The organism is Xanthomonas sp. WHRI 8932A, from assembly GCF_035012785.1.
GTDB lineage: Bacteria > Pseudomonadota > Gammaproteobacteria > Xanthomonadales > Xanthomonadaceae > Xanthomonas.
Genome location: NZ_JAYGQQ010000008.1, coordinates 109,919 through 123,838 on the forward strand (window position 1 = coordinate 109,919; position 13,920 = coordinate 123,838).

The window sequence follows — 13,920 nt, forward strand, 5'->3', positions numbered from 1 at the left end:
CTGCGGGTGCTGTTCGTATGCAGCCGCAACCGCCTGCGCAGCCCCACCGCCGAGCGCGTGTTCGCCGACTGGCCGGGCGTGCAGACCCAATCGGCCGGGCTGGCAGCGGACGCCGAGGTGCAGGTCACGCCCGAATTGCTGCAGGAGTCCGACCTGGTGCTGGTGATGGAGCGCCGCCACCTGCAGTTGCTGCGCAAACGCTTCGCCGCGCATCTGCGCCATTGCCGCGTGGTGTCGTTGCAGATTCCCGACGACTACACCTATATGGATCCGGCACTGATCCGTCGGCTGGAACACACGGTGCCACCGTTGCTGCGTTTGCCCGCGTATTCGTAACCCGATCCCGACACCGCGCATGTAAGACTGCGGATTCTTTCGCTGGAAGGAAACGCCCACACGATGAGCGTGCGTATCGAGGACCACGCCATGCTGGGCAATTGCCACAGCGCGGCCCTGGTCGACCATCGCGGCACCATCGACTGGCTGTGTCTGCCACGCTTCGATTCCGATGCGGTCTTCGCATCGCTGCTGGGCGACGAGCAACACGGGCAATGGGCGTTGTCGCCCGCCGCCGCATTCCGCAGCGAACGCGCTTACGAAGACGACAGTCTGGTGTTGTGCACGCGCATGCGCACCGACACCGGCACGGTGGAACTGGTCGACTTCATGGTCGCCAGCGACAAGGACGACAGCCACCAGCATCTGGTGCGCATCGTGCGCTGCGTGCAGGGCGAGATGCCCATGCATATGCGCCTGACGTTCCGTTTCAACTACGGCCGCACGGTGCCGTGGGTGACCGGCATCGACGGCGGCATTCGCGCGATCGCCGGCCCCGACCAGCTCGCGTTGCGCTCGCCGCAGGAACTGCATGGCGAAGACCTGGGCACCGAAGCCGACTTCACGTTGCGCGAAGGCGAAAGCACCTGGTTTCTGCTCAGTCACGGCGCATCGCATCAGCCCACGCCGCCGGCGATCGACCCGGAACAGGCGCTGCAACGCACGACCGCGTTCTGGCATGGCTGGGCACGTCGCTGCACCGATGTCGGCCCGTGGACCAAGCAGGTGCGTCGCTCGCTGGTGGTGTTGAAAGGGCTCAGCTATCTGCCCACCGGCGGCATCGTGGCCGCGCCCACCGCCTCGTTACCGGAGCATCTGGGTGGCACGCGCAACTGGGATTACCGCTACTGCTGGTTGCGCGATTCGGTGTTTACGCTGATCGCGTTGCTGCAAGCCGGCTATCGCGATGAGGCTGCGGCGTTTCGCGACTGGGTCCAGCGCACCATCGCCGGGTCGCCGGATCAATTACAGGCGCTGTATGGCATCGGCGGCGAGCGCCGATTGCAGGAATGGGAAGCGCACTGGCTGCCCGGCTACGAAAATTCCGTTCCGGTGCGCATCGGTAACGGTGCGGTGGATCAATTTCAGCTCGATGTGTACGGCGAGCTGATCGGCGCCTTTCATTACGCACGCGAAAAAGGCGTGGCGCCGCCTGCCGATGACGATGGGTCGTCGGCGTCCTTGCTGGAAAAGATTCTCGACACGCTTGAAACCCTGTGGCGCCAACCGGACGAAGGCATCTGGGAAATCCGCGACGAGCGCCGGCATTTCGTGCATTCCAAAGTGATGGCGTGGCTGGCATTCGATTGCGGCAGTCGCGATGGCATCACCAATGCCGATGCCGACAAGCGCGCGCACTGGGGCCGGCTCCCTGAAGAGATCCGCGCCGAAGTACTGGAAAAAGGCGTGCATCCAGATGGCCACTTCGTGCAGAGCTACGGCTCCGATCGTCTGGATGCATCGCTGTTGCTGATTCCCATCGTCGGCTTTCTGCCGCCGGACGATCCGCGCATCGCCGCCACCGCCGATGCGATCGCGCGCGAGCTCACCATCGATGGCCTGGTCGAACGCTATCGCGCCGACGACAGCGCCGATGGCCTGCCAGCAGGCGAGGGCACCTTCCTGGCCTGTAGTTTCTGGCTGGTGGAAAACTTTGCGTTGATCGGTCGCACCGATGAGGCGCGCGCATTGCTCGAGCGTTTGCTCGGTCTGTGCAACGACGTGGGCCTGCTCGCAGAAGAATACGACCCGCGCGGCAAACGCATGCTTGGCAACTTCCCGCAAGGGTATTCCCACGTGGCCCTGGTCAATGCGGCATTGCGCCTGCACGGACGCATGGGCGAAAAGGAAACACATCCATGAACGAACAAGCCACAACCCCGCCGTGCATCATCGTGGTCTTCGGCGCCCGCGGCGATCTGACCAAGCGGTTGGTGATGCCGGCGCTGTACAACCTGCGCCGCGCCGGTGCATTGGGCGAGGAATTCGCCATCGTCGGCATGGACCATGGCGACATCAGCGAACGCGCGTGGCGCAGCAACATGGGGCAGTCGATGACGCAGCTGCTGAGCAGCCGCGATGCCGAATTCCAGACCGATGAATTCGACACCGACACCTGGGACTGGCTGCGCGAGCGCATGCATTACCTGCGCGGCGACTTTACCGACCTTGGCGCGTATCAGGCGTTGGACGGCGTGCTGGAGAAACTGCACAAGCGCTATGGCACGCAAGGCAATGTGCTGTTCTATCTCGCCACCGCCGCGCGCTTTTTCGAGCCGGTGCTGTTGAATCTCGGCGAAGCCGGCCTGGTCAAGCAGCGCGAAAATCAGGGCTGGCGCCGCGTCATCGTGGAAAAACCGTTCGGCCACGATCTGCCCAGCGCCAAGCATCTCAATGCCACCGTGGCCAAGGTGCTGCATGAGGATCAGGTGTTCCGCATCGATCATTTCCTGGGCAAGGAAACCGTGCAGAACATTCTTGCCTTCCGTTTTGCCAATGGTTTGTTCGAGCCGGTGTGGAACCGCGACCGCATCGATCATGTGCAGATCACCGCCGCCGAAACCATCGGCGTGGAAGGGCGCGGGCGCTTCTACGATCCCACCGGCTGCTTGCGCGACATGGTGCCCAATCACCTGTTCCAGTTGCTGGCGATGATTGCGATGGAACCGCCGGCCGCATTCACCACCGAGGCGATGCATCGCCGCCGCGCCGAAGTGATCGAAGCCGTGCGCCCGATCAAGCCGGAAGACGTGGTGCGTGGTCAATATGCGTCCGGCGCGGTCAATCGCAGCGCTGTGCCGGGCTATCGCGAAGAAGACACCGCGCCGGACGATTCGGAAACCGAAACCTATGTGGCGATGAAGCTGCAGGTCGATACCTGGCGCTGGGCTGGCGTGCCGTTTTATTTGCGCACCGGCAAGCGTCTGCGCGAGCGCACCACCGAGATCGCCATCCGCTTCAAACCCGCGCCGCTGGCACCGTTTCGCAGCACCGAGGTCGGCGGCTACGGCCCCGACTGGCTGGTGCTGCATATCCAACCTGATGAAGGCATTTCGTTGCAGTTCGACGTCAAGCGCCCCGGCGCGCAGGTGGCACTGGCGCCGGTGCGCATGGACTTCCGCTACCGCGACTGGTTCCCCAAGGAATACACCGTGGGTTACGAGCGTCTGCTGCAGGACTGCATGAACGGCGAAGCCGGCCTGTTCCAGGACGCGGCGATGGTGGAAGGCGCCTGGCGCATCGTGCAGCCTATCCTGGATGCCTGGAAACAACCGGCCAGCGACTTCCCCAACTACGCCGCCGGCAGCGCCGGCCCCTCGGCCGCCGACGCGCTACTCGCCATGAACGGCGGACACGCCTGGCGCGCACTGACCCCAGGCCGCAAACCGCCGCCGCGCCGCCCGCCGGAAGTGCGTGCGGGTGCTGCGACACCGGTGAAGAAAGCCGCCAAGAAGGCCGCGAAAAAGGCGAGCAAGGCGCCAGCCAGGCGCACGCCGGCGGTGGCTGCTGCATCTACTGAAAGTGCAGCAGCCGCGAGCCGGAAGGTCGCCAAAAAAGCAGTCGTCAAACGCGCGAGCAAACAAGTTGCAAAAGTTGCCGCAAAGACCTTGAGCAAATCAGTAGTCGGCAAGGTGGCAGCGAAGAAGTCAGCCAGCAAAATGGCAAATGCGCGCAAGCCGCGCAGTTGATCCGCACGCGTCAGCCATTGTCATAATGGTTGACGCATTTTCCTAGCTTCCGATGAAGTGCGCTGTTTGCCGCTTCACGATACTCGTCTTCTACCTATCTCACACCATGTCATTGCAACGCCTGATTAGCCCTGACTTTCAGCCATAAAACCTGCTCGGCGTGGCATAACCGGCCAGGACAGGCCTTGCAATGCGTCACCGCCGTGGCAAATCGCGGCAGCATTTCGCGCAGGCGGAACCGGTGGTTGAAACGGCAGGCGGCCCCGGCCGGACAGCGTCTTGCATATTTGCCTTGTGCGACGTGACAGACACCCCTCCTGGCGCGCTTATATTGCCAAGCACCATATGCATCCACCTAGCGCCTGAACCGTCTGAAGTCGCTAGCAAGTAACAAAGTCGCTTGTCAGCCTTGAGGCCATTACGTACTATCGCAGCCTGTGCTGACAAGGATTGTCGTATGCGATACGTGTGTATCCCGTTTTTCGCGCTGCCTCTCTCAGGGATGATGAAGAGCATTGCCCATGCAGCCAACATGCGTCTGAAGGAGATTGATCGCACCAGATCAGTCCGAAGGGCGGCCAGGCGGATGTTGCCGTCTGCAGTATTTGATTCGATTGGATCGATTGACTTCTTGCAAGGACTTGCAATGACCACTCCTTACCGTGAGCAGAAAAAGACTGCCTCTGTGCGCTTTGCGCTTCTGATGGCGATGCTCTGCCTTTTCTTTCTTTCCCCGCTCGTCTCTGCTCAAGAAAAGAAACAGCAATTTTTTGTGCGCGATGCGCAAGGAGCGTCCCACGGCGTCTACGACACCCAGGCGCAGGCGGAAGCGGCGATCAAGGCGATTCCTGGGCCGCAGTACGCGAAAGAGGCTTATCAGTACGTCGACACTATCAAGGACCAGATAGTCAAGGAAGACGGAAAGATGCTTATCACCTACTGGATGGGGCGCGCGAAGGCGAACAACGAAGATTGGACCTATATCGCAAGGGACAGGTCCAAGATTCCAACGGAAGAAGAAGCCGTTGCAGTGCTAGTGCAGAAGTTGAGCGAACAGGCGCCCCAATGTGGAACCGCGTCCGTCGCCCCGCAAGGCGGATGGATTGCGCAAGCGGGCCCATATCCAGAGTACGACCTTGGTATGGAAATGCAGGCTAAATCTTACACGGCCTATGTTTTTTCTAGCGATTGCAGCGTTAGCTATAACTACACTACATCCATAGCCCGGCAAAAGCGTACAGACTGTCCCAAGCCTGCTACCAACTGGTACATCAGCGAACAAGCCTGCGCAAATAAGGAGATCATCGCGACGATCGAAGTCACCGCCCTCCAGTGCGAGGGACAGTCTGGGGGCAGCCAGAACAGTGGTGGCGGTTCCGGCATGGTCGGAAATCCCTGCGACGTCAAAACCGGCGAAAAGTTCCAGACCGAGCGAGATTTCGATCTAGGCTGGCTCACCCTGACGCGTTACTACCATTCGGGCATTGCACTGAACACTGGAGGATTCGGGCCAGGCTGGACGTTCTCGCACAACCTGCATCTGACGATCCAGGGCGATACGTTGGGCCTAGTGGAGGGCAGCGGTTACGCCGTGCCTTTCCGCAAAGTGGGTTCGGACTATCGCGCTGCCAATGCCTCCGGCGAGCGCATCATCGCTAATGGCAATCAATGGATGCTGTATCGCCAGGACGCCATCTACACCTTCGACGCCCAGGGCAAGCTGATCTCGCGCATCACAGAGGACGGCAACGGGCTGGTGTATGCCTACAACGCGCGCGGCCGGCTGCAAAGCATCGCCTCGCTGCAGGGCCGCTCCGTCGGACTCGTGTACGCCGAAGACAGCGACGACGCGCTGATCACGGGCATCGTCTCCGCTGGCGTACAGCTCGCCAGCTACGGCTACGATCAACGACGCTTGGTCACCGTAACCTATGCTGATGGCAAGGGCCGGACCTATCACTACGAGGACACGCGCTTTCCCCGGCACCTGACCGGCGTTACCACGGAAGACGGCCGGCGCTTCAGTACCTTCGCCTATGACAATGCCGGCCGCGCAATCTCCAGCCAGCACGCCGGCGGTATCGATGGCGTCACGCTCGCGTATTCGTCCACCGGCACCGCGGTCACCGATGCCCTGGGCAACACGGTCGATTACACGATGACGACCGCGGGCGGCGAATCTCCAAAGGTCGCATCCGTGGCAGGGAGCGACGGCACGATGAGCTACGCCTATTACGATCAGGCGACCGACTATCGCAGGAGGCTCAGCGCTGTGACCGACAAGCTTGGGGTGCAGACCAAGCATAGCTATTCCGAGCTGACCGAGAATGGCGTGGAGATCAATGTCCACACCGTCCAGGAAGCATCTGGACTTCCGCAAGCACGTACGACCACGACCCGGACGGCCGTCGGCTCCAACCGGATGCTCTCGATCCAAAGCGCTGGACGCACCATTTCCTATACCCGCAACGAGCGACTTCAGCCGATTCGAGTGTCGATCATTGGCGCAACGTCCAGTGAGAGGCGCGATGTGGCTTACAGCTACTGCGAGGCATCCGATGTCGCCGCAGTAGATAGCACCTGCCCGGTCCCGGGCTATCTGAAGTCCATCGATGGCCCGCGCACGGATATCGACGACCGCACCACATACAATTACTACCCCATCGATGCCGCCGGGTGCCAGACCGGCACCGGACCGTGCCCGTATCGCAAGGGCGACCTCAAGCAAACCATCAATGCCCGCGGCCAGATCCGCGAGAATCTGAGCTATGACGTAGCGGGGCGGGTTCTTTCTGCCGTCGACGAGAACGGGGTGCTGACTGATTACAGCTATCACCCACGTGGTTGGTTGGCATCGACCACGGTGCATGGCGCTACTTCCGCGCAGAATCGCGTCACCACGTTCGAATATTGGCCCACCGGCTTGGTCAAGCGCATCGCACAGCCCGATGGCAGTTACGCCACGTTTGTCTACGACCAGGCCCAACGCCTCACCGATGTCACCGATACGCTGGGCAATACCCTCCATTACGTGCTCGATAAGGCTGGCAATCGTCTGGAGGAGCAGACCAAAGATGCACAAGGTGCGCTCAAGCGCAGCTTGAGCCGTATTTACAATCAATTGGGTCAACTGGAAACGCAGGCGGACGCAGCCGCAAATCCTACCGACTACGCCTACGATGCAAACGGCAACCTGCGCTTGATCACCGACGCATTCGGCCGTAGCACCTTGCAAGAGCACGACCCACTCGGCCGGCTTGCGCGCACGTTGCAGGATGTCGATGGCATCGAGGCCGAAACCAATGTGGATTACGACACCCAGGATCGCCCGTTGCAGGTCAAGGACCCCAAACGTCTGGACACGCGCTACACGTACAACGGTTTCGGCGATACCCTGAAACTGACCAGCCCGGACACCGGCGTCACCAGCTACACCTACGACAGCGCCGGCAACCGCGCTAAGCAGACCGATGCACGCGGCGTCACCTCTACGTATGGCTACGACGCGCTCAACCGCGTCTTGAGCATCAGCTACCCAACCACCGGCTTCAATGTTAGCTACACCTATGACGTCACGCAGAGCGTGTGCGCCAGCAGTGAGACGTTCACCGTCGGGCGCCTGGCTAAGCTCCAGGATGGCAGCGGTACCACCCAACACTGCTACAACCGCTTCGGCGAGGTAGTGCGCAAGGTGCAAACGGTCAACGGCAAGGTGTTGGTGTTGCGCTACGACTACACACCGGGCGGCCGCTTGCGGTCGATGGTCTACCCGGACGGCACAACGGTCGATTACGTCCGCAACGCGCAAGGGCAAACGACCGATGTTGGGGTCACCGCACCAGGTGGCAGCCGCCAGCGCCTGCTGGGCAATGCGACTTATTACCCGTTCGGTCAATCCTCGGGCTGGACTTACGGTAACGGCCGTAAGCTGGCGCGCATGTACGATCTTGACTACCGCCCCCGTAGCATCCAAGACACCCGCGCGGGCGGCTTGGAAATCGGATTTGGCTTCGATGCCGTTGGCGACCTCACCGCTCTGACCCCGGCTGGCAATCCGACACCAGAGCTACGACTGGACTACGACGCCCTCGGTCGGCTCACAGCGCTGAAGGACGGAGCCGCCAATACCGTAATCGATGGCTACAGCTACGATGCCACCGGCAATCGCCTGAGTGCGAAGGTCGGCGGCGCGACGCAGGCCTACACCTACCCAACCACCAACCATCGCCTGAGTGCGGTCGCCGGCGTGGCGCGCACCTACGACAAGATGGGCAATACCCTCACCATCGGCGGCAAGGCGCGCGAATACCTGTACGACACCACCGGCCGCATGACCCAGGTAAAACGCGCAGGTGCCGCGGTCATGAACTACCGCTACAACGGCCGCGGCGAGCAGGTACGCCGTTACCTAGGCACCAACAATACCTACACGCTCTACGATGAGGCGGGCCACTGGCTGGGCGACTACGACACTAACGGCGTAGCCGGCCAACAAGCGATCTGGCTGGACGACTTGCCGGTAGGCCTGCTGGCCAACGGCGGTCAACTGCACTACATCGAACCCGATCACCTCGGCAGCCCACGTGTGGTCGTCGATGCTGTCCGCGACGTTGCTGTGTGGAATTGGAGCCTGAAAGGCGAAGCGTTCGGCAACACCGCACCTAACCAGGATCCGGATGGGGATGGCGCCGCGATGGTGTTCGACATGCGCTTCCCGGGGCAGCGGTTCGATGCAGCGAGCGGGTTCAATCAGAACTACTTCCGTGACTACGACGCGGCTACTGGGCGGTATGGGCAGAGTGATCCGATTGGATTAAAAGGAGGTGTGAATAGCTACTCATATGCAAATGGTCGCCCGTTCCTTTCGCTTGACCCATTCGGTTTGCGTCCTCCACTCGATCAAGAATCGTCTTTTGTAAGTAGCCTTTTCGGTGGTGGATTCGATACGGCTTCACTAGATATTCAACAAACATCGGGAAGTCGCGCTTCATCCCTCCGCGGTAGCAATGTTAAGTTGCCCCGCAGCTTGTTCATTGATGGTGATATAAACAAAGGTATTGATCTCAATAAAAGCGAAGCGCGTTCAACTCTTGCCCATGAAGTCTTTCATGTGTGGCAGCGTCGTCGGGGTGCAAAAGTGACCTCGCGCCTAATACTTCCTCAGGTAGGTTATACACTTGGCTTAGGGAGCCCCTATGACTATGCCAGTCCTTCTAATGCTGAACAGGCTTCTCAGTACTTCAACGCTCTCTTTGGAGCTGGCAAGTACGAGGCTCAGGCACAATTATGGGAAGATTCATACATTGCTAGCGACTCAACCAGCTTGGCTGGGGAAATTTGGAATGCTTTGCAAAGTGAGGTTCAAAATGGCTGTCTGGGACAATGATTACTAAAAACTCAAAGTTATCAATTATTTTATTGATGAGCCTAGCCGCTTGTGCGGCTCCTGGTCATGGCGTAAAAGCTGAAAAAACCAAGGAAATTGGTGATGATCTGGTCCGCTCAATTGAATCCTATCGAACTGAGAACGAGGCTTATCCAAGATCAATTGATGATCTAGAGGGCTATCCCCAGATTTTATCTGCTGCTAATTCTGCCAATATCAAATTATTCTTTGTTTCGAATAGTCCTGAGCACTACGAGTTAATAATTAAATATTTTGGACCTGGAAGTAATTTATGTGTTCATCGATCCACAGACGATGCGGGGATTTGGAGCTGCACTGGTGCATACTGATAAATGTTACTGCGGTGGGTAGGTATACTGTGCCTAGGCGCCACCAACACCGAAGCAATCTATAAAGTATTGAATTCGTGTGCGAAGTGATTATTGTGCGCTACTGCATTACGGAGCAAGCTTCATTCCGCAAGCTGTGGCATAAGTGACAATAATCAGGATTATGGTATGCAATATGCAGTCGATATGACTGCAAAAATATTTGAAGTCGTTGCCTGCCGAAATTGTTTTACAACTCCGCTTTAATAAAAATCCTGGATTCTCGGAGCGTATAACCACTTACCCTGCAGCTGCAGAAATTATATACCCTGTGAATAAATATGATGAGTTAGTGCGGCTATGTAATTCGGAAAATATTTTATTTAACAAATTCTGCGCAACGTACAGCAAAAAACAGGGTCATATTCACTTAATCGGCAGCACCATTTTGCGCGCTATGCCGGCTTACTCTACCCCAAAGACGGTATCAATCCACTGTGATCGATGGCTACAGCTATGATGGCACCGGCAATCACCTCAGTGCCAAGGTCGGTGGCGCCACGCAGACCCATACCTATCCGACGACCAACCACCGCTTGAGCGCAGTCACAGGCGTGGCACATACTTACGACAAGATGGGCAATACCCTCACCATCGGCGGCAAGGCACGCGAATACCTGTACGACACCACCGGCCGCATGACCCAAGTAAAACGCGCAGGTGTCGCAGTCATGAACTACCGCTACAACGGCCGCGGCGAGGAGTTACGTCGTTACCTAGGCACCAACAATACCTACACGCTCTACGATGAGGCGGGCCACTGGCTCGGTGATTACGACACCAACGGCGCACCCAAGCAGCAAGCGATCTGGCTGGACGACTTGCCGGTGGTCCTGCTGGCCAACGGCGGTCAACTGCACTACGTCGAACCCGATCATCTCGGCAGCCCCCGTGTGGTCGTCGATGCCACACGCGACGTTGCCGTGTGGAACTGGAGCCTGAAAGGCGAAGCGTTCGGCAACACTGCGCCCACCCAGGATCCGGATGGGGATGGCACCGCGATGATGTTCGACATGCGCTTCCTAGGGCAGCGATTTGATGCGGCCAGCGGGTTCAATCAGAACTACTTCCGGGATTACGATGCGGCCACAGGTCGGTATGGTCAGAGTGATCCGATTGGACTAGATGGGTGAATCAGTACATTCTCGTATGTAAAAGCCAATCCGCTGGCTTTTAAGAATATTTTAGGTCTTCAAGATGTCGGATCTAATCGAACCCTTTCTTACTACTCTGGCTTGACTAAAAAGCCAGGACAAAGTCGCATAGATTATCTGCATCTGTCGGCCGGGATTTACGTTGCGAGCGCTGGCATTACTGTGACTAGAAATAATATTGTATTCCTTGGATTTGGATTCATAAGGCCTGGACCTGGTTCGCTTGTAAGTGGAAATATAGGTGGATCCATTTCGGCTGGGAAAATGACCTGCGAAAAATCAGGTGCTGAAGTGGACACTTTTGTAACCGGCGCTACAACTGGTGCAGGTACTTACTATTAACCAGAAGAAGCGTTAGTTTACAACGCAGCGGGAGCGGCGTTGGAGCTCGGATTAGGCATGCCGGGATTTTCATTGAAGCCCTATAATTGTATTTTTCTTATTTGGAACTTTAAGTGAAATTATCGCATATGAGTTATCGCGCCTTCATATTATTATTGCTGACCGCAGCTCTTAGCGTCTTATTATACGCGCTGGGGCCAGAAAAAATTACGGCCATAGTGATGGGGGATATAGATAAGAAGGTGAGTGTTAATAATCTCGCTCGCCAGTTCGAAAAATTTCCCTTAGAAGAGAGTTCCAGGTTGATATCAAAGGCGGGTCTGGATAAAGGCCCGATAACTAGTTTTTCAGCTCATGTGGCCTCCACTTCAATTAATCGGGATGTTCTTAACTATTATGAAAGAAAATCTTTAGAAATGGGATGGCGGCGCGCCCTTAAAAATGACAAAGAACTGAAGTTGTGTAAGAGCGGCATTAGCTTGATAGTTCAAATGATGCCATCAGAAAGTGGATCTAAGTATTACTTCGGATTGACTTGGGTGCTGTATAAGAATCACCCAGCATTTTGTCCTTGATCGCTATGGAATTATTTAAAGCGGATATATGGATAAAATAGGGTGGTTGCTAGCGTATTTGAGTCTGGCTATAGGGCTGGGTGTTTTGGATATAATCGATATCCGTCATGTGCGCCTCTATCTCAGAGCAGATAATATTTACAAGCTGGAAGACGTAGCCGACTACGACACCAACGGCGCACCCAAGCAGGAAACGATCTGGCTGGACGACTTACCGGTAGGCCTGCTGGCCGACGGCGGTCAACTGCACTACATCGAACCAGATCGCCTCGGCAGTCCCCGTGTGGTCGTCGATGCCGCCCGCGACGTTGACGTGTGAAACTGGAGACTGAAAGGCGAAGCGTTCGGCAACACCGCGCCCAACCAGGATCTGGATGGGGATGGCGCCGCGATGGTGTTTGACATGCGCTTCCCAGGGCAGCGCTTTGATGCGGCCAGCGGGTTCAATCAGAACTACTTGCGGGATTACGATGCGGCCTCTGGTCGACATGGGGACAGTGATTCGATTGGATTGAATGGTGGAAGGAACACATATGCCTATGTTTCTAGCAATCCAGTGAGTTTGATCGACTTCTTTGGGCTGAGACAAGACGATATTGAATATTGTTCAATGCTTGCGAAAAATGAAAAGAAATGGATCTAAATTGCCCTGGGCAGCTGCAGGTGAAGGATTAGTTGGTAATAAAGTGGGATGTATTAATTATGCTAAAAGAAAATCTCGTTAGGCGACCGTTATTTGGATAACCTTTCGCCGGCTCAACGCGCTGATTTATATGACGCCATTGTCCATGAATGACCTCATCTGAATAAAAGAATATTTTATAGTGCTCACAACCATGATAATATCTATGAAGAAACTGCAGGGCGAACAAAAGCTGGCAAGAACGAAATGGGGAGGGGTTTTATGAATATACGGAATAAGGTAAATTTATTTATAATAGGGTCAGCTTGTCTGGCCGGGTGCAGTAGCACATCACTAAATGTTAGAAATGGCGTTATAGCTGATGCAGATAATTGTCGACCAAGTTCAAAGCTATCTGCCGAAATTGCAAGGTCTCAGATGGCGTGTCATCAAGGCATTAGCGGCGATGGCGTGCAAGTGATCATTGCGAAGACAAATAGGCTCGCATCTACGAATAGTGACACCACTCAGCGAGAGATGGTGTCGATATTCATTCAGCCCGCTGGCGCCGTGTTTCACTTGGGTCCCGTTAAATTTAACGCCTTTTACTCAAGTGGTCTCTTTGATTTTTTGGGAAAAACGGGATGTGTTGGAGTTCTGGAAGACGGCTCTGTGGATATTAAAAATTCACTAAACAACGCGACTCTAACCTATGCTCTTAAATTCAAATTGATAAGTCCGCTTGGTTGGTTGGACGATTGCAAGGGTTATCGCGAAGTTGCCGGTTCAACCAAAATATAAATAAATAGGCAACTAGATCGGGACGACAAGGTCATTGCATTGCTCTCCGAATTGGGCGAGATCTTCCCAAGCGTGAGTTTGGAAAAGCTCGTTCAGATCATCCGCTTTCGCGGACATGTTAATTGATGAAGAGATCAGTGATAAGTGTAGCTGGTATTCTCCAGGCAGGAGTGGGTGCGACGACAGGGCGGGCTAGCAAGCTACATTTTTTTGTCATTCAAAAGGTGCTGAGGTGCTCAGTGATCGACTATTCTGCTAGAAATACCGGGATTGAGTTGCTGCGTAAAATGGATGAAAATCGCCTGTGTTCAAGTGATTTTGAGGATAAGTGGCCAAAAAAGACTAAAGACAACGCGGTTAATTCGATCGGATACTGGGTGTGGACTTTGTTTGACGATTATCATGATATTATTATTGAAATAAAAGAAAATTCGGAAGAAAAAATAATTATAATGAACTCAATTGAGTTTCTAAATTCAGATCGAGTTTTTCACCCAAAGATGCTTGGTCGATATGGAAAGATAAAGAAATTTATCTCAGAGGGTACGGAATGGCTAGGGTGCGAATTGCCTTGGCATAAGAAGTGGCCTTTTCCTGAGTAGGTAATCCATGCGGAACGTGAGGGG

Annotated in this window: 7 protein-coding genes and 4 pseudogenes; 10 read left to right on the forward strand and 1 reads right to left on the reverse strand. The window is 56.0% G+C overall.

The features are described from left to right. The first annotated feature begins 6 nt into the window (after positions 1 to 6). The 3 genes from VC212_RS14225 to zwf all read left to right on the forward strand — a co-directional run bounded on the left by VC212_RS14225 (position 7) and on the right by zwf (position 4,025). Positions 7 to 336: a phosphotyrosine protein phosphatase gene (locus VC212_RS14225; protein WP_115514228.1), complete on the forward strand. Its 330-nt coding sequence runs from the start codon at positions 7 to 9 to the stop codon at positions 334 to 336. Positions 337 to 399: 63 nt separating this feature from the next. After that, on the forward strand, positions 400 to 2,199 hold the full coding sequence (locus VC212_RS14230; RefSeq protein ID WP_323526156.1) for a glycoside hydrolase family 15 protein: 1,800 nt from the start codon (positions 400 to 402) through the stop codon (positions 2,197 to 2,199). Further along, positions 2,196 to 4,025: a glucose-6-phosphate dehydrogenase gene (zwf, locus tag VC212_RS14235; RefSeq protein ID WP_323526157.1), complete on the forward strand. Its 1,830-nt coding sequence runs from the start codon at positions 2,196 to 2,198 to the stop codon at positions 4,023 to 4,025. The genes VC212_RS14230 and zwf overlap by 4 nt, the downstream gene beginning before the upstream one ends. A 109-nt stretch (positions 4,026 to 4,134) precedes the next feature. Here zwf and VC212_RS14240 read toward each other — a convergent pair. Next, positions 4,135 to 4,406: pseudogene (locus VC212_RS14240) on the reverse strand (hypothetical protein); the annotation flags it as partial. Positions 4,407 to 4,671: 265 nt separating this feature from the next. Between VC212_RS14240 and VC212_RS14245 the strand changes: the two are divergent. The 7 genes and pseudogenes from VC212_RS14245 (at position 4,672) to VC212_RS14275 (ending at position 13,896) form a co-directional block, all read left to right on the forward strand. After that, the gene (locus VC212_RS14245) at positions 4,672 to 9,411 is read left to right on the forward strand and encodes an RHS repeat-associated core domain-containing protein (RefSeq protein ID WP_323526158.1); all 4,740 of its coding nucleotides are present in this window, start codon (positions 4,672 to 4,674) and stop codon (positions 9,409 to 9,411) included. Further along, positions 9,408 to 9,761 carry a hypothetical protein gene (locus VC212_RS14250; RefSeq protein ID WP_323518138.1) on the forward strand — a complete coding sequence of 118 codons (354 nt, stop codon included), beginning with the start codon at positions 9,408 to 9,410 and terminating at the stop codon, positions 9,759 to 9,761. The genes VC212_RS14245 and VC212_RS14250 overlap by 4 nt, the downstream gene beginning before the upstream one ends. 473 nt (positions 9,762 to 10,234) lie before the next feature. Beyond that, positions 10,235 to 11,296, forward strand: a pseudogene (locus tag VC212_RS14255) (RHS repeat-associated core domain-containing protein); the annotation flags it as partial. 113 nt (positions 11,297 to 11,409) lie between these two features. Continuing rightward, positions 11,410 to 11,871, forward strand: a complete 462-nt coding sequence (locus VC212_RS14260; protein WP_323526159.1) for a hypothetical protein — start codon at positions 11,410 to 11,412, stop codon at positions 11,869 to 11,871. A gap of 160 nt (positions 11,872 to 12,031) precedes the next feature. Further along, positions 12,032 to 12,514, forward strand: a pseudogene (locus VC212_RS14265) (RHS repeat-associated core domain-containing protein); the annotation flags it as partial. 756 nt (positions 12,515 to 13,270) lie between these two features. After that, positions 13,271 to 13,414, forward strand: a pseudogene (locus VC212_RS14270) (IS3 family transposase); the annotation flags it as partial. 119 nt (positions 13,415 to 13,533) lie between these two features. Beyond that, positions 13,534 to 13,896 (forward strand): hypothetical protein, encoded by a 363-nt coding sequence (locus VC212_RS14275; protein WP_323526161.1) that lies wholly within the window; start codon positions 13,534 to 13,536, stop codon positions 13,894 to 13,896. Positions 13,897 to 13,920 lie beyond the last annotated feature (24 nt).

Coding starts and splice junctions, on each gene's coding strand:
- VC212_RS14230 (WP_323526156.1), top strand. CDS start 400: ATGAGCGTGCGTATCGAGGACCACGCCATGCTGGGCAATTGCCACAGC.
- zwf (WP_323526157.1), top strand. CDS start 2,196: ATGAACGAACAAGCCACAACCCCGCCGTGCATCATCGTGGTCTTCGGC.
- VC212_RS14245 (WP_323526158.1), top strand. CDS start 4,672: ATGACCACTCCTTACCGTGAGCAGAAAAAGACTGCCTCTGTGCGCTTT.
- VC212_RS14250 (WP_323518138.1), top strand. CDS start 9,408: ATGATTACTAAAAACTCAAAGTTATCAATTATTTTATTGATGAGCCTA.